Origin of the sequence: Streptomyces sp. NPDC051243, assembly GCF_044455405.1 — a bacterium.
Classification (GTDB): Bacteria; Actinomycetota; Actinomycetes; order Streptomycetales; family Streptomycetaceae; genus Streptomyces.
The window spans coordinates 543,952-562,630 of the sequence record NZ_JBITES010000002.1; the positions used below are offsets into that span (position 1 = coordinate 543,952).

General features: G+C 71.6%; 14 protein-coding genes. 11 read left to right on the forward strand and 3 right to left on the reverse strand.

Annotation, left to right across the window (positions count from 1 at the left end; translation table 11 throughout):
• Positions 1-28 precede the first annotated feature (28 nt).
• Together ACIBAG_RS06400 and ACIBAG_RS06405 are read right to left on the reverse strand one after the other, a co-directional pair.
• Positions 29-286, reverse strand: coding sequence for a hypothetical protein (locus ACIBAG_RS06400; protein WP_399101584.1), 258 nt, complete (start codon positions 284-286; stop codon positions 29-31).
• Between the two features lie 389 nt (positions 287-675).
• Positions 676-2,418, reverse strand: a complete 1,743-nt coding sequence (locus ACIBAG_RS06405; RefSeq protein ID WP_399101586.1) for a dolichyl-phosphate-mannose--protein mannosyltransferase — start codon at positions 2,416-2,418, stop codon at positions 676-678.
• Between the two features lie 62 nt (positions 2,419-2,480).
• On the opposite strand from ACIBAG_RS06405, the gene rsmI reads away from it, so the two are divergent.
• The 9 genes from rsmI (at position 2,481) to ACIBAG_RS06450 (ending at position 12,795) form a co-directional block, all read left to right on the forward strand.
• Positions 2,481-3,329 (forward strand): 16S rRNA (cytidine(1402)-2'-O)-methyltransferase, encoded by an 849-nt coding sequence (gene rsmI, locus ACIBAG_RS06410; RefSeq protein ID WP_399101588.1) that lies wholly within the window; start codon positions 2,481-2,483, stop codon positions 3,327-3,329.
• A gap of 191 nt (positions 3,330-3,520) precedes the next feature.
• Positions 3,521-3,919 carry a hypothetical protein gene (locus tag ACIBAG_RS06415; RefSeq protein WP_399101590.1) on the forward strand — a complete coding sequence of 133 codons (399 nt, stop codon included), beginning with the start codon at positions 3,521-3,523 and terminating at the stop codon, positions 3,917-3,919.
• A 58-nt stretch (positions 3,920-3,977) separates the two neighbouring features.
• Entirely contained in the window at positions 3,978-4,859 is an 882-nt protein-coding gene (locus ACIBAG_RS06420) for a TatD family hydrolase (protein ID WP_399101593.1), read from the forward strand.
• Positions 4,860-5,012: 153 nt separating this feature from the next.
• Positions 5,013-6,599 carry a ubiquitin-like domain-containing protein gene (locus ACIBAG_RS06425; RefSeq protein ID WP_399101595.1) on the forward strand — a complete coding sequence of 529 codons (1,587 nt, stop codon included), beginning with the start codon at positions 5,013-5,015 and terminating at the stop codon, positions 6,597-6,599.
• Positions 6,600-6,655: 56 nt separating this feature from the next.
• A complete protein-coding gene (gene rsmA / locus ACIBAG_RS06430) occupies positions 6,656-7,561 on the forward strand; it encodes a 16S rRNA (adenine(1518)-N(6)/adenine(1519)-N(6))-dimethyltransferase RsmA (protein WP_399101597.1) in 906 nt (301 codons plus the stop codon).
• Entirely contained in the window at positions 7,562-8,494 is a 933-nt protein-coding gene (locus tag ACIBAG_RS06435; RefSeq protein WP_399101599.1) for a 4-(cytidine 5'-diphospho)-2-C-methyl-D-erythritol kinase, read from the forward strand.
• Between the two features lie 179 nt (positions 8,495-8,673).
• Entirely contained in the window at positions 8,674-9,453 is a 780-nt protein-coding gene (locus tag ACIBAG_RS06440) for an MHYT domain-containing protein (RefSeq protein ID WP_399101601.1), read from the forward strand.
• Positions 9,454-9,497: 44 nt separating this feature from the next.
• A complete protein-coding gene (locus tag ACIBAG_RS06445) occupies positions 9,498-11,483 on the forward strand; it encodes a nitrate- and nitrite sensing domain-containing protein (protein ID WP_399101603.1) in 1,986 nt (661 codons plus the stop codon).
• Between the two features lie 196 nt (positions 11,484-11,679).
• Positions 11,680-12,795, forward strand: a complete 1,116-nt coding sequence (locus ACIBAG_RS06450) for a peptidoglycan recognition family protein (protein ID WP_399101605.1) — start codon at positions 11,680-11,682, stop codon at positions 12,793-12,795.
• 70 nt (positions 12,796-12,865) lie between these two features.
• On the opposite strand, the gene ACIBAG_RS06455 is transcribed toward ACIBAG_RS06450, so the two are convergent.
• Positions 12,866-14,470: a S8 family peptidase gene (locus ACIBAG_RS06455; RefSeq protein WP_399101607.1), complete on the reverse strand. Its 1,605-nt coding sequence runs from the start codon at positions 14,468-14,470 to the stop codon at positions 12,866-12,868.
• A gap of 256 nt (positions 14,471-14,726) precedes the next feature.
• Here ACIBAG_RS06455 and ACIBAG_RS06460 point away from each other — a divergent pair, with 256 nt between their 5' ends.
• Together ACIBAG_RS06460 and ACIBAG_RS06465 are read left to right on the forward strand one after the other, a co-directional pair.
• Positions 14,727-16,538 carry an ABC-F family ATP-binding cassette domain-containing protein gene (locus ACIBAG_RS06460; RefSeq protein WP_399101609.1) on the forward strand — a complete coding sequence of 604 codons (1,812 nt, stop codon included), beginning with the start codon at positions 14,727-14,729 and terminating at the stop codon, positions 16,536-16,538.
• A gap of 239 nt (positions 16,539-16,777) precedes the next feature.
• Positions 16,778-18,436 carry a pentapeptide repeat-containing protein gene (locus ACIBAG_RS06465; RefSeq protein ID WP_399101611.1) on the forward strand — a complete coding sequence of 553 codons (1,659 nt, stop codon included), beginning with the start codon at positions 16,778-16,780 and terminating at the stop codon, positions 18,434-18,436.
• The last annotated feature ends 243 nt before the right edge of the window (positions 18,437-18,679 follow it).

An 18,679-nucleotide genomic window follows, 5' to 3' on the forward strand; every position in this document is an offset into this window, starting at 1 on the left:
GACCGCAGCGCTCAGCGGGAGGTGATCCTCAGAGGACGCCGAGGGGGGCGACACCGAGGAGGGCGACCGCGGGAGCGGCCGCGAGGGGGAGGATGCCCGGCGGGTAGGCGGCCGAGTACGGGTACACCAGGGACATGTGCGTGGGCGGCGAGGTGGGGGCCTTGGAGTCGGCGATGGTGGAGACATCGGCGCTGGCGAGGGCGGAGGTCGACATGACCGCCGCCCCGGCGAGAGCGACGACGGCAATTGTCCGTTTGGTTACGTTCATGACCTGGTGAACGATCATCGCCTCCTCCTGTTACGCCGGCTGGACCCACGTATCGAGCCACAGCCGCGACCGGAGTGCGTGTCGGGCCTTATGAACTGAGGCACGACCGGGGCGGCAGCCGCGTTCGCGCCATCGGCCCGCTCGAGATCTTCTACGACCAACTCGGCGAGTCGTCCCCTTCGCGTGCGGCTGCACGACGAGGGCGAGTCACTGTCCGACGACCTGCTCCTGGCGCTCCACCTCCAGACGGGTGCCGAACCTGCTGCATTCACAGTTCCACCGACCGACGCTGCGCGGCAGGGCGGACCTCGCCGATGCTGCGCAGCAACCCTTTCTCGCCACGCATGCGCGCCAGGCACCGGAGCAGACGCGGCACACCGCCGCGCCCTCACTGTGTGTCCACCCGGCTAGACCCAGGTATCCAGCCACATCCGCGACCGCCAGTCGTCGACCGGGATCGCCGTGCCCGTGAAGATCGGCCAGAAATAGATGAAGTTCCAGGCGATCAGCAGCACCAGGACGCCCGCGCCCGTCGCGCCCGCCACCCGTCGGGTGTCGCTCGAGCCCGGTGGGCCGATGATCGCGCCGAGGAGCATGGCCACGGCCAGGCAGAGGAAGGGGAGGAAGACGACGGCGTAGAAGAAGAAGATCGTGCGTTCCTGGTAGAGGAACCAGGGGAGGTAACCCGCCGCCACGCCGCAGGCGATCGCGCCGGCGCGCCAGTCACGGCGGAAGGCCCAGCGCCACAGGACGTACAGGAGCGCGAACGCGGCCACCCACCACAGCAGCGGGGTGCCGATGGCCAGGACCTCGCGTGCGCACTTCTCGCCCGCGTCGACGGGGCAGCCGTCCTTGCCGGGGAGAGGGGACTCGTAGAAGTACGAGACCGGGCGGCCGTCGACGATCCAGCTCCACGGGTTGGACTGGTAGGTGTGCGGCGACGACAGGCCGACGTGGAACTCGTACACCTGGTGCTCGTAGTGCCACAGGCTGAGCCACCAGTCGGGGAACAGCCACGACCAGCTGCTGGAACGGCCGTTGGCGGTCGCCCAGTCGCGGTAGTAGCCGCCGGTGCCGTCCGTCGGGGAGAGGATCCAGCCGGTCCAGGACGCGATGTAGGTGACGATCGCCACCGGCACCGTCGCCAGGAAGGCGAGGCCCAGGTCGTGCTTGAGGACCGCCGTGTACGGGTGGTACGCACCGGCGACCTTGCGGGCGCCGACGTCCCAGAGCACCGTCATCAGGCCGAACGCGACCAGGAAGTACAAGCCGTTCCACTTGGTGCCGATGGCCAGGCCCAGCATCAGGCCCGCCAGCCAGCGCCAGGGGCGCCATCCGAGGAACAGGGTCTCGGCGATGTGCGCGTCGGGGCGGACCCGGCCGTCGGCGTCGGCCGGCAGCGCGGCGGCGAGTCTCGCGCGCGCCCGGTCCCGGTCGATGACCAGGCAGCCGAACGCCGCCAGCACGAAGAACATCAGCACCCCGTCGAGCAGCGAGGTGCGCGCCATCACGAACGCCAGCCCGTCCACCGCCATCAGCGCGCCCGCGAGACAGCCGAGGAAGGTCGAGCGGAAGATACGGCGGCCGATGCGGCACAGCATCAGCACGGCGAGCGTGCCGAGCAGCGCCGTCATGAAGCGCCAGCCGAACGGGTTGAACCCGAACATCAGCTCGCCGAGCCCGATGACGTACTTGCCGACCGGCGGATGCACGACGTACGCCGCGTCCGTCGGGACGGGCACGTCGCCGTTGGTCGAGATGATCAGGTCGTTGACCTTCTTGTCCCAGCTGACCTCGAAGCCGCGGTGGACGAGCGCCCACGCGTCCTTCGCGTAGTACGTCTCGTCGAATATCACCTTCTTCGGGCTGCCCAGGTTCCAGAACCGCATCACCCCGGCCAGCAGCGTGACCAGCAGCGGACCGCCCCAGCCCGACCACCGCGCGATCCTCTCGGCGAGCGGGCGCGAGACGCCGAGGAACTGCCACATCCGCGGGCTGGGCCGGACATACGGCGGCACGAGCCGGTCGCGTACGTCGCTTCGCGGCGCAGCCGAGTAGCCGAATCGGCGCAGCCGCTGCTGCCACGACGGCCGCTGCTCGTGCGGTGCCTGGCCCTGCCGGGCGTCCATGGAGGAGGCGGTACTGGTCACCGCGCCATCGTAGGGAACACGTCTGTGGGAGTCCCGTGGATGGGCCCTGCGAGGATGGAAACGTGACAGGAACCCTTGTTTTGGCAGGCACCCCCATCGGCGACGTCAAGGACGCCCCGCCCCGGCTCGTCGTGGAGCTGGCCGGCGCGGACGTGATCGCCGCGGAGGACACCCGGCGGCTCAAGCGCCTCACCCAGGCGCTGGGGGTGCAGCCGGCCGGGCGGGTCGTGTCGTACTTCGAGGGCAACGAGTCGGCCCGCACGCCCGAGCTGGTCGAGGCGCTCCTGGAGGGCTCGCGGGTGCTGCTGGTGACCGACGCGGGGATGCCGTCGGTGTCCGACCCCGGGTACCGGCTGGTCGCGGCGGCCGTGGAGAAGGACATCCGCGTCACCGCCGTCCCGGGGCCGTCCGCCGTGCTCACCGCGCTCGCGCTGTCCGGGCTGCCCGTCGACCGGTTCTGCTTCGAGGGGTTCCTGCCGCGCAAGGCGGGGGAGCGGCTCTCGCGGCTGCGGGAGGTCGCCGAGGAGCGGCGCACGCTCGTCTACTTCGAGGCGCCGCACCGGCTCGACGACACGCTCGCCGCGATGGCCGAGGTGTTCGGCGCCGAGCGGCGGGCCGCCGTGTGCCGGGAACTGACCAAGACGTACGAGGAGGTCAGGCGGGGCGGGCTCGGGGAACTCGCGGCCTGGGCCGCCGAAGGGGTGCGCGGGGAGATCACCGTCGTGGTCGAGGGTGCGCCGGAGAAGGGGGCCGAGGAGGTCGGTGCCGAGGAGCTGGTGCGGCGGGTTCGCGTGCGCGAAGAGGCGGGGGAGCGGCGCAAGGAGGCCATCGCGGCGGTGGCGGCGGAGGCCGGGGTGCCCAAGAGGGAGGTCTTCGACGCCGTCGTGGCGGCGAAGAACGCGGGGGCGTGACACGCCGTGTGAGCAGGGCGTATCTCGGCTGAGCACGCGCCCCATGCGGGGGTAAAGGAGGACGGGCCTTACGGCAAGGAACGCCCAAGTCGCCCCCAACACTGGACAGATGGCGTGCGTTCACTCCTGCCGAGGAGTCCACTGGGTCGTGGGACGCGACCCGTCCCACCCAGCGGACCACAGGAGCTGGCATGAGTGAGATCGCACAGCAGACCACGGGCCTTCGCAGCGCCGCGACCGCCGTCGTCCACGAGTCGTATTCGTTCGCCTGCATGCGCTGCGGGCACGGCTGGGAGCAGTCGTACGAGATAGAGCACCACATAGACGGTGACGGCCACGAGTTCGTGATGTACGTCGCGGACGGACAGGTGGTGCCGTCGCCGCTGAGCCGGCCCACGTGCCAGAACTGCGACGGCCATGTCGTACGGATCATGCGGCCCGGCCAGGTGTCCTCCGTGCAGAACTCCCTGCACCGCCCCCGCCCTATCCCCCGGCAGGCGGGGCACAAGGAGGAGCGGGCGGCGGGCGAGCCGCACCACCACTGGCATCTGTCCGATCTCCTGCACGTCTTCCACCGCAAGGCCGGCTGAGGCGAGCGCCGAACTGATCACTGACCGAGAGGGCATGCCCCTTTCGTAGGATCGGGGCATGCCTTCGAACGCCGCCGACAAGCACGCCGCCCCGCCCCTCCCGGAACCCCTCCGGGTGCCGGTCGCGGACTCCCACACCCACCTCGACATGCAGTCCGGCACGGTGGAGGAGGGCCTGGCGAAGGCGGCGTCGGTCGGGGTGACGACGGTCGTGCAGGTGGGCTGTGACGTACGCGGCTCGCAGTGGGCGGCCGAGACGGCGGCGCGGTACGACGCCGTGCACGCGACCGTCGCCCTGCACCCCAACGAGGCGCCGCGCATCGTGCACGGCGATCCGGACGGCTGGTCGCGGCAGGGGGCGCGTGAGCCGGGTGGTGCGCGGGCGCTCGACGAGGCGCTCGCGGAGATCGACCGCCTGGCCGCGCTCCCGCAGGTCAAGGGCGTCGGCGAGACCGGCCTCGACTACTTCCGCACCGGGCCCGAGGGCAAGGAAGCGCAGGAGGCGTCCTTCCGCGCCCACATCGAGATCGCCAAGCGGCACGGCAAGGCCCTGGTCATCCACGACCGCGAGGCTCACGCGGACGTGCTGCGGGTGCTGAAGGAGGAGGGCGCCCCCGAGCGGACCGTCTTCCACTGCTACTCAGGGGACGCCGAGATGGCCGAGGTGTGCGCCCGCGCGGGCTACTTCATGTCCTTCGCGGGCAACGTCACCTTCAAGAACGCCCAGAACCTGCGGGACGCGGTGGCGGTGGCCCCGCTGGAGCTGCTCCTCGTGGAGACCGACGCGCCCTTCCTCACGCCTGCCCCGTACCGCGGACGGCCCAACGCGCCGTATCTCATTCCGGTCACGGTGCGCGCCATGGCCGCCGTTCGGGGGATCGACGAGGACGCGCTGGCGGCGGCCCTGGGCGCGAACACGGCACGCGCTTTCGGCTACTGACCGTTACCGTCTGACGGTCGCCGGGTCATGCTCGTACGGATTTGCGCCGGGTCCCGTCGCCACTGTGCGTAGCCGAGTCGCTTTGGAGAGTCACGACCCCTCCGCTAGGTTCTGGGGGCCCTATCCGGAGTCCCTCCGCTGGAGCGTGTCGTCGTGAGCAACGCGCAGTTCGAGACGTATGGCCCGAGCCCGGCCCACGAGCCCCCGGCGTTCGGCGGCTTCGACCCGTACAGCGCTCAGACGCTGGCGTACGGGGTGCAAGGGGTTCAAGCGGTTCAGGGGGTGCATGGGTCCTACGGGGCGCGTACGGACAGTTACAGACCGGCGTACGAGATGTACGGAATGCACGCAGTCAATGGGACTCACGGGACTCACGGGACTCAGGGGTCCCATGGGACCCATAGTGCCCACGGAACACCCGGGGCTGCCGCGCCTCATGGCGTCCAGGGGGCCCATCGCGGGGCGCACGAGGCATACGGAATCCACGATGCCTACGCGAAGCACGCCGCCTACGACGCCGACGAGACCTACGAGGACACCTACCAGCCCGCGTACGAGGACCCCGAACCCGAGCCCGCGCCGGTTGTGCGCCAGGGGCGCGGGCGGCGGGCCGCGCATCGGCGCCGGGGGCGGCCCGCCGAGCGAGGGGAGGGGTCCATGCGCCGGCTCGTGCCGCAGGCGCTGGTCGTCGCTTTCCTCGCGGGCGGGACGTCCGCCTTCGTCGCCAAGGACAAGGCGGTCGAGCTGAGCGTCGACGGCAAGCAGCGCACCCTGCACACTTTCGCCGACGACGTCACGGAGCTGCTCGCCGAGGAGGGCGTGGAGGTGGGGGAGCACGATGTGGTGGCCCCCGCTCCCGACGCGGCGCTCGCCAGCGGAGACGAGGTCGCGGTGCGCTACGGGCGCCCCGTGCGGCTCACGCTCGACGGTCAGCGGCGTGAGGTGTGGACGACGGCGCACACCGTGGAGGCGGCGCTCAAGCAGCTGGGGGTGCGTGCGGAGGGGGCGTATGTGTCGACCTCGCGCTCCCGGCGCATCGGACGCGAGGGGCTCGCGCTGGATGTGCGCACCGAGCGCGCGGTGACGGTCATGGCCGACGGCCTGGCGCGCACCATCCGTACGAACGCGGCGACCGTGGGCGAGGTCGTGGACCAGGCCGGCATCACGCTGCGCGGGCAGGACACCACGTCCGTCCCGCTCGACACCTTCCCGCGCGACGGACAGACGGTCACGGTCCTGCGGATCACCGGCCGGAAGGAGATCCGCGACGAGGCGATCGCGTTCGCCGTCGAGCGGGTCGAGGATCCCTCGGTCTTCCGGGGCACGGAGGTCGTCGAGCGGGCGGGGGTACCGGGGCTGCGGCGGATCACCTACTCGCTGCGCGTGGTCAACGGTGTCCGGCAGAAGCCGCGGCGGATCCGGACCGAGGTGGTGCGCGAGCCGCAGACGCAGATCGTGAAGGTGGGCACCAAGCCGCTGCCGACGTCCGTGCGCGGTGCGGACGGGCTGAACTGGCAGGGGCTGGCGGCGTGCGAATCCGGGGGGCGGGCGGACGCGGTGGACTCGTCGGGGACGTACGGCGGGCTGTACCAGTTCGACACGCAGACCTGGCGGAGTCTCGGAGGGAAGGGGCGGCCGCAGGACGCGCCGGCGGCGGAGCAGACGCAGCGGGCGAAGAAGCTGTATGTGAGGCAGGGCACCAGTCCTTGGCCGCATTGTGGGGGGCGGTTGCATGGGTGAGGGCCGGCCGGGCCCTACCGGACGGGCCCCCTCCCCGACCCCCGTACCCTTGTCGGGTGAGCAGCCCCACCCCCGACGCCCTCCTGAGCCCCGCCGACATCCGTGAGCTGGCGGCCGCCCTAGGCGTGCGCCCCACCAAACAGCGCGGCCAGAACTTCGTGATCGACGCGAACACGGTCCGCCGTATCGTCCGTACCGCGGAGGTCCGCCCCGACGACGTGGTGGTGGAGGTCGGCCCGGGACTCGGCTCCCTCACGCTCGCCCTGCTGGAGGTCGCCGACCGCGTCACCGCCGTCGAGATCGACGACGTACTGGCCGCCGCGCTCCCCGCCACCATCGCGGCCCGCATGCCGGAGCGCGCCGACCGTTTCGCGCTGGTGCACTCCGACGCGATGCACGTCGCCGAGCTGCCCGGCCCGCCGCCCACCGCGCTGGTCGCCAACCTCCCCTACAACGTGGCCGTCCCGGTCCTCCTCCACATGCTCGACACGTTCCCGAGCATCGAACGCACCCTCGTCATGGTGCAGTCGGAGGTCGCCGACCGGCTGGCCGCCGCGCCCGGCTCCAAGGTGTACGGCGTGCCGTCCGTGAAGGCCAACTGGTACGCCGAGGTCAAGCGGGCCGGCGCCATCGGGCGCAACGTCTTCTGGCCCGCGCCGAACGTCGACAGCGGGCTGGTGGCGCTGACCCGGCGCGCCGAGCCGCTCAAGACCACCGCCTCCAGGCGCGAGGTCTTCGCCGTCATCGACGCCGCCTTCGCCCAGCGCCGCAAGACGCTGCGCGCCGCGCTCGCCGGCTGGGCGGGTTCGGCGGCGGCGGCCGAGGCGGCCCTGGTCGCGGCCGGTGTCTCGCCGCAGGCGCGCGGAGAGGCGCTGACGGTCGAGGAGTTCGCGCGTATCGCCGAGCACAAGGAAGCCGGCGTTCGGCCGCAGGAGCCCGCCCCGCACAAGGAGTCCGAGTAAGTGAGCGCGAGCGTTACCGTCCGCGTCCCCGCCAAGGTCAACGTCCAGCTCGCGGTGGGCGCCGCCCGCCCCGACGGCTTCCATGACCTGGCCAACGTCTTCCTCGCCGTCGGCCTGTACGACGAGGTCACCGTGACCCCCTCGCCGGACGGTCTGCGCGTCACCTGCGACGGCCCGGACGCCGACCAGGTCCCCCTCGACCGGACGAACCTCGCCGCCCGCGCGGCCGAGGCGCTCGCCGCGCGGTACGGCCGTACCCCCGACGTGCACCTGCACATCGCCAAGGACATCCCCGTCGCCGGCGGCATGGCGGGCGGCAGCGCGGACGGCGCGGGCGCGCTGCTCGCGTGCGACGCGCTGTGGGGGACCGGCGCGTCCCGCGAGGAACTCCTCGACATCTGCGCCGAGTTGGGCAGCGACGTGCCGTTCAGCCTGGTCGGCGGCGCGGCCCTCGGCACCGGGCGGGGCGAGAAGCTCCGTACGCTCGACGTCGGCGGCACCTTCCACTGGGTGTTCGCGATGGCCGGGCGCGGGTTGTCCACGCCCGCCGTGTTCCGGGAGTTCGACCGGCTCGGCGAGGGCACCGACATCCCCGAGCCCGTCGCGTCCGAGCCGCTGCTCGACGCCCTCGCGAAGGGCGACCCGGACGCGCTCGCCGCGACCGTCTCCAACGACCTCCAGCCCGCCGCTCTCTCCCTCTTCCCGGAGCTCGCCGACACCCTCGCCGCGGGCCGGGCCGCGGGCGCGCTCGCGGCGCTGGTCTCCGGGTCGGGTCCGACGACGGCGTTCCTCGCGCGCGACCCCGAGTCGGCGGTGAAGGTGGCTGAAACTCTACGGTCGTCGGGGACCTGTCGGGCGGTGCGTACGGCCTCCGGCCCTGCTCAGGGCGCCACCGTGCTGTCTGCGCAAAACCGCCACGGAATCTCCACATAAGTCATTGCGACCCCTTGATCTGCATACATGTGGGGATCAAGTGTTGGCTAATTCAAGGTAGTTGATTGTTTGACAATCATCTTCATGCTCCTTTTCGCGCCACTGTGCGTCATGGGAACGGCTGGCATGATCAGGCATCCCCGGTCCTCCATTACCGGCGGTACTCCCGAGGAGCTCCCATGGGGCACATGGATCACTTCAGCGCGGGATGGGTCACCCCCGTCCTGTCCTACGCGATGGCCTGCGTCGGCTCGGCCCTCGGACTGCGCTGCACCGTCAGGGCACTTGAGGCGGACGGCGCCTCCAAGCGGAACTGGCTGCTGCTCGCCTCGCTCGCCATCGGCTCCGGCATCTGGACCATGCACTTCATCGCGATGATGGGCTTCAGCGTCGACGGCACCCCGATCCGCTTCGACGTCCCGATCACCGTGCTGAGCCTGCTGATGGCCGTCGCCGTGGTCGCGGCCGGCGTCTTCACCGCCGGATACGGCCGCTCGCGCGTGATGTCGGTCCTCCTCGGCGGCCTCGGCGCCGGCCTCGGCGTCGCCGCCATGCACTACACCGGCATGGCCGCCCTGAACCTGCACGGCGAGGTCGACTACGACCCGATGCTCGTCATCGCCTCCGTCGCGATCGCCGTCGTCGCCGCGACCGCGGCGCTGACGCTCACGCTCATCGTGCGCGGCCCCGTGCTCGCCGCCGTCGCCGCCCTCGTCATGGGGCTCGCCGTCAGCAGCATGCACTACACGGCGATGTACGCCGTGAACATCTCCCTCGCGCCCAGCAGTGCGTCCCTGCCCGGCGCCACCGCCACGGAGTTCATCTTCCCGCTGGCCGTACTGCTCGGCTCGTTCCTGTTCCTGGCCGCCGCGTACGTAGCCCTGTCCCCGACCGGCAAGCGCCACGAGTCGGCGGCCGCGGCGGAACTGCTGCGCGAGGTCGAACTCACCACGGCCTGACGGCCCCCCATTTGCCCCTGACTCAGGTCGAACGAGGTCACCTCATGCGCGTCCCCCGCCGTAACTCCGCCCGGCTGCGCCCCAGATCGGTGCGCGCGAAGATCGTCTCCCTGCTGATGCTGCCCATCGTGTCCCTCATGGCGCTGTGGGGCTTCGCCGCCGTGACGACCGCCTCCAGCATCGGCGACACCGAGCGCGCCAAGGACGTCAACGCCGAACTCCTCACCCCCGTCGGCGACTTCGTCACCGCGCTGCAGAACGAGCGGACCGCGGTGATGCGGTACGCCGCCGCCCCGGACGCCTTCACCGAGGCCCGCAAGGCCACCGACAAGGCCGCCACCGCCCTGCGGAACGGCATCAACGCCTCCAGCTCGGACGCCGCCCTCCTCGACGCGAGCCTGCCCGGACGTATCGAGCGCCTTGAAGGCGACGCCGGAAGGCTCAGGACCCTTCGCACCGAGGCCACCGCGAAGAAGGCGGGAGCGCCCTCGGCCGCGTACACCGCCTACTCGGCGATCGTCGAGCACGCCTTCGCGGTCACCGGCGCGCTCACCGACGACCGTGGCGCCGAAGCCGCCTCGGAGGCGCGCGTGGTGCTCGAACTCGCCCGCGCGCGGGAGGCACTGGCGCGCGAGCAGGCGCTGCTGGGTGCCGCCGACGCGCGCCGGACGCTGAGCCGGGGCGAGTTCGCGCTGTTCGTCGGCGCCGTCGCCACGCAGCGCGAGCTGCTGGAGTCCGCGGTCGCCGACCTGAAGGCCGGTCACCGGGCGGCGTACGAGGACATCCTGGACGGCGAGGAGTACGCGCGCGTGCGGGCCGTCGAGAACAAGGTGCGCGGTGCCGGTGTCGTGACGGCCGACTCGCTCAAGGGCTGGGACGCGGCGGCGACCGGCGTTCTGAAGGAGCTGGCCGAGGCCGAGACGGCGGCCGGTACGGGTGCCACCGCGCAGGCCGACCCCTTCGGCTGGAACACCCTGGGCGCGTCCGGCGTGGCGGTCGTGCTCGGCCTGGTGGGCGTACTGCTGTCGCTGCTGGTCTCCGTGCTGGTCGGGCGCGGCCTCATCGTCGAGCTGCTCGACCTGCGCAACGACGCCCTCGAGGTGGCCGGGCGACGCCTCCCCCAGGCCATGCGCAAACTGCATGCCGGGCAGGGCGTCGACATCGACGCCGAGGCGCCCATGCGCCGCCTGGTCGGCGACGAGCTGGCCCAGGTCGGCACGGCGCTCACCGCGGTGCAGCGGGCGGCACTCAAGGCCGCGAGCGAGCGGGCCGAGCTGCTGAGCGGGATCTCCGGGGTGTACGTCAGCCTGGCGCGCCGCAGCCAGGTGCTGCTGCACCGTCAGCTGGACCTGTTGGAGGGCATGCAGCGGCGTCAGCAGGACCCGGCGGAGCTGCAGGACCTGTATCGCGTCGACTACCTGGCGACGCGGATGCGCCGGCACTCCGAGAGCCTGCTGATCCTGTCCGGCATCGCGCCCGGCCGTGGCTGGCGGGACCCGATTCCGCTGGCGGACGTGCTGCGAGCGGCCGTCGCCGAGATCGAGAGCGCGCGGCGGGTGCAGATCTGGGCGGTGCCGAGGGTGTCGCTGGTGGGCGGCTCGGTCGCCGACGTCATCCATCTCCTCGCCGAACTGGTCGAGAACGCCGCGGCGTTCTCCCCGCCGAGCGCCAAGGTGCAGCTGCGCGCCGCCCGGATGCGCGAGGGGCTGCTCGTCGAGGTCGAGGACAGCGGTTTCGGCATGAACGAGGACGCCCTCGCCGAGGCCAACCGCAAGATCCAGTCCGAGAAGGTCGACCTCCTCGACGCCAAGCAGATCGGCCTGTTCGTGGTGAACCGGCTGCGCGAGCGGCAGGGGCTGCGCGTCGAGCTGCGCGCGTCGCCGAACGGCGGTGTCACGGCCGCGGTGCTCGTCCCCGAGGGCCTGCTGCGCGACGACATGCCGGTGGCCGAAGAGGCGGTCCAGGGACGCGGACTGGCCCCGGCGGCGGCGCTGATCCCGCATCAGCGGCTGGACGGAGCCGGAGCGTGACGCCGTACTCACAAGTAGGGCTTCTCCGCCCGATCTTCACAAGAATGTACTGCGATCGCAGTACGCGTGGGGCTGGTGGGACGGTTAGGGTCGGTTGACGTTTCAAGCGTCAGGCGCCCACCACCCAGGGCGCCCCGGGCCGCCCCCGCGTGCCCGACGCTCCCCGTCAAATGCACTTCTGGAAGGGGACACTTCCGTGTCCGAATCCCCCACCCCCGCCACCCATCGTGGAAAGCGCTCGCTCTCCCGGCGCGGCGTGATAGCCGCCGGTGGTGCGGTGGCCGCCGGTGCCGCGGTGACGCCGATGGTGTTCGCGTCCACCGACTCCGGAGAAACGAACAACTCGACCGCCGGCTCCGGCGATTCCGGTACGACGCCGGAGAAGTTCCCCGCCACCCGCACCGAGGCCGCCACCGGCACCGGCGAGGCCACCACCGCCTTCGCCGCCTCCTATGTCGGTGTGCGCTGGTCCGGTGCGAAGCAGGGCGCCGCCATCCGGATAGCGGACGGCGACTGGCAGCCCCTCGCGAGCGGCTGCGCGATCGTCGAGGACGGCGGCACAGCCCTGATCGCCGCCCAGAACGCCACCGCGTACGAGGTGAAGGCTTCGAGCGACATCGACGGCGTGCACTCGCTGGCCATCGACACCACCGACGGTCCCGCCCGCACCTTCCGCGTGCCGAGCGAGCCCACGCGCGTGCGTGGCGTGCGCTACCTCTCGCGGCCGGCCTGGGGCGCCGACGAGTCCAAGCGGTTCAAGCCGGACGGCTCGGTCAACTCGCCCGAGAAGTACTACCCGCTGCAGATCATCACGGTCCACCACACGGCCACGCCGAACAACGACCCCGACCCGGCCGCGACGGTGCGCGCGATCTACGAGATGCACGCGATCACCAACGACTGGGGCGACATCGGCTACCACTTCCTCATCGACGAGGCCGGCAACGTCTACGAGGGCCGCTACTCCGGCGACGACGGCATCCCCGCCTTCAACCCGGACGGCGACCTCGTCACCGGCTTCCACTCCGTGGGCTACAACTCCGGCGCCCTCGGCATCGCCCTGCTCGGCACCCTCTCGGAGCAGGGCCCGACGGAGGCGGCCAAGGCCTCCCTGATCCGGCTGATCAAGGTCATCTCGCGCTTCAAGGGCCTGGACCCGCAGGCGCAGGTGACGTACGTCAACCCGGTCAACGGCACGAAGAAGGACACGCACGTGGTCGGCGGCCACCGCGACTACTTCTCCACCGAGTGCCCCGGCAACGTCATGTACGGCCTCCTCGCCGAGGTCCGCGAGGCGGCCGCGCGCCGCTGACACCGGCCACAGTGAAGCGCCCCGGGGATCGGCGTCCCCGGGGCGCACCGCCCGGCTCGATGGACCTCGGTCAGAAGGTCAGCTTCCAGCTGTTGATGTATCCCGTATCCGCGCTGTAGACGTCCTGGACCTTCAGCTGCCAGGTCCCGTTGACGGTCGTCTCACCGGACGCGTTCACCGTGTAGGTGGCGTCCACGTTGTCCGCGGAGTCGGAGGAACTGCTGTTCTTCAGGCGGTAGGTCGAGCCGTCCGGGGCGACGAGATCGATCACCAGGTCACCGCGGTAGGTGTGCACGATGTTGACGTACACCGACAGGTCGCTGGGCGCGCTGCCGGTGAGGCCGCTGACGGTGACCGGAGAGTAGACGGCCGAGCCCGCGTCCGGGATCGAGACGTCGGTGGTCGACTCGAAGCTGGAGCCGGTGTCGCCGCCCCCGCCGTCGCCGTCACCGGCCGGAGTGATCTGGAGCAGCAGGTTGGGGCTGCCGGTTCCGACGCTGGTCAGCGTGCCGGAGGAGGCCGCCGAGGTCAGCGCCGAGGCGACCGCGGAGGGCGAGGCGCTCGGGTTCTCGCCGAGGTGGACGGCCGCCGCTCCGGCGACGTGCGGGGACGCCATCGACGTACCCGAGTAGGTCGCGGTGCCGGAGTCGGAGGCGTTGGAGGCGGAGGTGATGCTCGACCCCGGCGCGAACAGGTCGAGTACAGACCCGTAGTTGGAGAACGACGACCGGGCGTCGGCGCTGGTCGAGGCGCCCACCGTGAGCGCCGCCGAGACGCGGGCCGGGGAGTTGGTGGAGGCGTTGACGTTGTCGTTGCCGGCCGCGACCGCGTAGGTGATGCCGGCCGCGATGGAGTTCTCGACCGCCTCGTCGAGCACCGAGTCGGCGTCGCCGCCCAGCGACATGTTGGCGACGGCCGGGAACCGGGCGTTCTGGGTCACCCAGTCGATGCCCGCGACCACGCCGTCGGTCGTGCCGGAGCCGTCGTCGTCGAGGACGCGTACGGCGACGATGTCCGCGTTCTTGGCGATGCCGTACGTCGATCCCGCGACCGTGCCGGCCACGTGTGTGCCGTGCCCGTTGCCGTCCTGCGCGGTGGAGTCGCCGTCGACGGCGTCGTAGCCGTAGGAGGCGCGGCCGCCGAACTCGCTGTGGGTGATGCGGACGCCGGTGTCGATGATGTACGCCGTCACGCCGCTGCCCGCGCTGTCCGGGTAGGTGTACGACGAGTCGAGCGGCAGGTCGGCCTGGTCGACGCGGTCCAGGCCCCAGGTCGGGTTGGTCTGGGTGGCGTTGATGCGGACCGTCTTGTTCTGGACGACCTTCTCGACGGCCGGGTCGGCGGCGAGCCGCTTGGCCTCGGTCTCCGTCATCTCGGTCGCGTAGCCGTTGAGGGCCTGCTTGTAGGTGCGCTCGACCTCGGCGCCGTACCGGGTGGCGAGCGCCCTGCCCTTGGCGGAGGCGGCGCGGAATCCGGCGTTGTCCTTGAGGGTGACGATGTAGCTGTCCTTGATGGCGCCGGGGGCGTCGGCGCCCTGGATGACGCCCTCGGCGGGGGCGGCCGACGCGGGGGCGGTGGTGGCGGCGCCGACGGCGAACAGGGCCGCGGCCGAGACGAGCGCGGCAAGGGCGGCGCGTCTGCGGCGGGGCGTGGGGGAGTGCTGCACGAACGACATGGGGGTGGGACCCCTTCTCGGGAGACGTGCGCGGACTGGGCGGTGGGGGGTGGCCGGTCCTGTGCGGATACGGTGGCGTTTTTGATGAGGGCACGTCAATTAGGGGAATCCCTACGCACGGGTAAGGGGGTGGGGGTGGTGTGGGCCAAGGAGTGAGGGAGGCGCGCGGCGATGGCTGCCGGTGCGCCCGACTAGGCTGGGAGGCTGACCCACGCGGCGGAGCCGCATGTCGACACAGCCCCCGGGCAGGAGAGAAATGGCCGTCAACCTGGTCAATGTCGAGAACGTCAGCAAGGTGTACGGCACCCGTGCCCTGCTCGACGGTGTCTCACTCGGCGTCTCCGAGGGCGATCGCATCGGCGTCGTCGGCCGCAACGGCGACGGCAAGACGACCCTGATCCGCATGCTGGCCAAGGTGGAGGAGGCCGACACCGGCCGGGTCACCCACTCCGGCGGACTGCGACTCGGCGTGCTCACGCAGCACGACTCGCTCGACCCCGAGGCGACCGTCCGGCACGAGGTCATCCGGGACATGGCCGACCACGAGTGGGCCGGCAACGCCAAGATCCGCGACGTGCTCACCGGCCTGTTCGGCGGACTCGACCTGCCCGGTTTCCCGCAGGGCCTCGACACCGTCATCGCCCCCCTCTCCGGCGGTGAGCGCCGCCGTATCGCGCTCGCCAAGCTGCTCATCGAGGAGCAGGACCTGATCGTCCTCGACGAGCCCACCAACCACCTCGACGTCGAGGGCATCGCCTGGCTCGCCCAGCACCTGCGCGAGCGCCGCTCGGCGCTCGTGTGCGTCACCCACGACCGCTGGTTCCTCGACCAGGTCTGCACCCGCATGTGGGACGTCCAGCGCGGAGACGTCTACGAGTACGAGGGCGGCTACTCCGACTACGTCTTCGCCCGCGCCGAGCGCGAGCGCATCGCGGCCACCGAGGAGGTCAAGCGGCAGAACCTCGTCCGCAAGGAGCTGGCCTGGCTGCGCCGCGGCGCCCCCGCCCGCACCTCCAAGCCGCGCTTCAGGGTCGAGGCCGCCAACGAGCTCATCAAGGACGTCCCCCCGCCCCGGGACAGCAGCGAGCTGATGAAGTTCGCCTCGTCCAGGCTCGGCAAGACGGTCTTCGACCTGGAGGACGTGACCGTCCAGGCCGGTCCCAAGATGCTGCTCAAGCATGTGACCTGGCAGCTCGGCCCCGGCGACCGCATCGGCCTCGTCGGCGTCAACGGCGCCGGGAAGACCTCGCTGCTGCGGGCAATGGCCGACGCGGCGCGCACCGAGGGCGAGGCACAGCCGGCCGGGGGTCGCATCGCCGTCGGAAAGACCGTCAAGCTCGCCTACCTCTCCCAGGAGGTCGCCGAGCTCGACCCGAACTGGCGGGTCCTGGAGGCAGTTCAGGCGGTGCGGGAGCGCGTGGACCTCGGCAAGGGGCGCGAGATGACCGCCGGGCAGCTGTGCGAGACGTTCGGCTTCGGCAAGGAGAAGCAGTGGACGCCGGTCGGAGACCTCTCGGGCGGTGAGCGCCGCCGCCTCCAGCTGCTGCGCCTGCTCATGGACGAACCCAACGTCCTCTTCCTCGACGAGCCCACCAACGACCTCGACATCGAGACCCTGACCCAGCTGGAGGACCTCCTCGACGGCTGGCCCGGCTCGATGATCGTCATCTCCCACGACCGGTTCTTCGTCGAGCGGACGACCGACCGCGTGTTCGCGCTCCTCGGTGACGCCACGCTCCGGATGCTGCCGCGCGGCATCGACGAGTACCTGGAGCGCCGCCACCGCATGGAGGCGGCGGTCGCCGCCGCTGCCGCGCCCGCTCCGGCCGCCGGCACGGCCGTACCGGAGAAGAGCGCCGCCGACCTGCGCGCCGCCAAGAAGGAACTGCAGAAGATCGAGCGGCAGCTCGACAAGATCTCCGAGAAGGAGACCAAGCTGCACGCCGAGATCGCCGAACACGCCACCGACTTCGGGAAGGTCGCCGAACTCGACGCGGAACTGCGCGACTTGGCCGGTCAGCGGGACGAACTGGAGCTGCGCTGGCTGGAGCTCGCCGAGGACGCGTAGCGCGAGAGGCCCGGGAAAGCGGGCCAACGCGACCCGGTGCCTCGTGCGCGGCGAGTGATAGAAAGGCTTGCTCGGCAACGGGCCGGGAACCGCCGGTGTGGCGCAAACGCGACGGCAGCGCAGGAGCGGCGACACAACAGTTCGCGAGGGGAGAGCCGCGTATGACCCAGCCACCGCAGCAGGGTGGCTACGGTGCGCCCCACACGCCACCACGGCCTCCCCGGCCCCCCGTGCCGCCCATGCCGCCAGGCCATGGCAGTCCCGTCGGGCCCGGCCCGGAGCTCGACCCGTATGAGCGGCTGCGGATTCCGTATGACTGGAACTCTGATCACGGCGTCCCGCAGGCATCCCCGCCCCCGCCCTTGCACTACCCGCCCGCCGGGCCGGGTGGCGGCGGGCGGCGGTCCAACGCCTGGTGGGCCGTCGTCGTCGCGGTGGTCGTGGCGGCCGCGCTGATCGCCGGCGGTGGTGTCCTGTACGTCTCCGGTGCCGAGGGCGCCAAGGACGACGCGGCGGGCTCCGCCGGCGGTACCGGCGGCCAGGTCGAGGCGGGCGGCGCCACGACGCCCAAGGGCAGCGAGAAGGTACCCGCCCGCACCGCCGCAAGGCTCCTCTTCCAGATCCCGTCGCCCAAGGACAAGGCCAAGGACAAGGCCGAGGCCGCCGCCGGCGCCGTCGTGCCCGGCTCATGGCTGACCGGGAAGGCGTACGTCAGGACGGGCCTTGCCGACATCACCGGCTACGACCCGGACAAGGGCACCAGGCTGTGGACGATCCCGCTGCCCGGCCCGGTGTGCGCGGTCACCGGCCACATCACCAAGGACCACCTGACCGCCATCGTCCACGAGCCCGCGATGCCGACCAGGGCCAGGCCGACGCACGGCTGCACCCAGGTCTCGGCCCTCGACCTCGACGCCGGCCGGAAGCTGTGGACCGGGTCCGCCCTGCGCGGCGACGCACCGATCCGGTTCGACAACATCACCGTCGGCGCGAGCACGGTCGCCGTCGGCGGCGCGGGCGGCGGCGCCGGGTTCGACATCGCCTCGGGCACGGCGCTGTGGACGCCGAAGGCCAACGACAGCTGTCACGACGCCGGGTACGGCGGCGGCCCGAAGCTGGTGGCGCTGCGCGAGTGCCGGTCCGACGGCCGCCTCCAACTGGACGTCCAGACCATCGACCCGCAGTCCGGGCAGGTGATCGCGGCGTACCGGATGACCGACGGCAGCGAGAACACCGGCAGCGAGAACACCGGCTCCGAGAACACCGGCTCCGAGAACACCGGCTCCGAGAACACCGGCATCGAGAACGTCGGCATCGTCTCGACCGACCCGCTGGTCGTCGCCGCGCACACGGGTGCGGCGGCGGGTGACGGCACCGCCATCACGGACTTCCTCTCCATCGACGGCAGGACCGGCAAGCTGCGCACGCGGATCTCGGCGCCCGGCGAGCGATACGCGGCCGAGTGCGACGTCATCGGCGGGATCGCGCGGTGCCCACAGGTGGCCGTCGGCAAGGACCGGCTGTACCTGCCGACGAAGGAGCATGACGGCGGCGCCGGGTCCGGGCCGACCAACGAGATCGCCGCGTTCGACCTGACCACCGGCAGGCGGACCGCACAGCGGGCGGACGCGGGCGACGGGTATGTGATCTCGCCCCTGCGGATGGACGGCGGCAATGTGCTCGCGTACAAGCGGTCGCCGCACGCCGCCGGGGGCGGGCAGGTCGTCAGCATCGACGGCCTCACCTTCGAGCAGACCAGGCTCCTGGAGAACCCGGCCACGGCGGCCGGCTCCGCGGTCGAGGCCGGCGTCCTTCCGCAGCGCGCCGAGTACCTCTACTCGCAGGGGCGTCTGTACGTCTCGGCGGCGGACCAGGTGATCGCGTACGGCACCGGCTGACCGACGTGAGGCGTACCGGCCGACGCCGTCGAATGCACGGAAAGCCAGAAATTCCGCCGTTCCGGGGCACTTCTCACCGGTAGGGGGAGCGCAATGTCGAACAAGCGTGTAGCTTCCGGGGGCATGAAGGGCGGGGGAGCCGGGAGGGGGCTTCCTTCCGCGCGGACCAGTGGGCATCCATAGTTGGGGCGTCCGGGCTGGCGCGACTGGTGCGGCCGGTCCTGGGTATTGATGGGGATCCAT

Bases quoted from the DNA above. Each gene is read 5' to 3' on its own strand.
- ACIBAG_RS06465 (WP_399101611.1), top strand. From the start codon at position 16,778: ATGCCGCCAGGCCATGGCAGTCCCGTCGGGCCCGGCCCGGAGCTCGAC.
- ACIBAG_RS06420 (WP_399101593.1), top strand. From the start codon at position 3,978: ATGCCTTCGAACGCCGCCGACAAGCACGCCGCCCCGCCCCTCCCGGAA.
- ACIBAG_RS06440 (WP_399101601.1), top strand. From the start codon at position 8,674: ATGGGGCACATGGATCACTTCAGCGCGGGATGGGTCACCCCCGTCCTG.
- ACIBAG_RS06415 (WP_399101590.1), top strand. From the start codon at position 3,521: ATGAGTGAGATCGCACAGCAGACCACGGGCCTTCGCAGCGCCGCGACC.
- ACIBAG_RS06400 (WP_399101584.1), bottom strand. From the start codon at position 286: ATGATCGTTCACCAGGTCATGAACGTAACCAAACGGACAATTGCCGTC.
- ACIBAG_RS06455 (WP_399101607.1), bottom strand. From the start codon at position 14,470: ATGTCGTTCGTGCAGCACTCCCCCACGCCCCGCCGCAGACGCGCCGCC.
- ACIBAG_RS06445 (WP_399101603.1), top strand. From the start codon at position 9,498: ATGCGCGTCCCCCGCCGTAACTCCGCCCGGCTGCGCCCCAGATCGGTG.
- ACIBAG_RS06460 (WP_399101609.1), top strand. From the start codon at position 14,727: ATGGCCGTCAACCTGGTCAATGTCGAGAACGTCAGCAAGGTGTACGGC.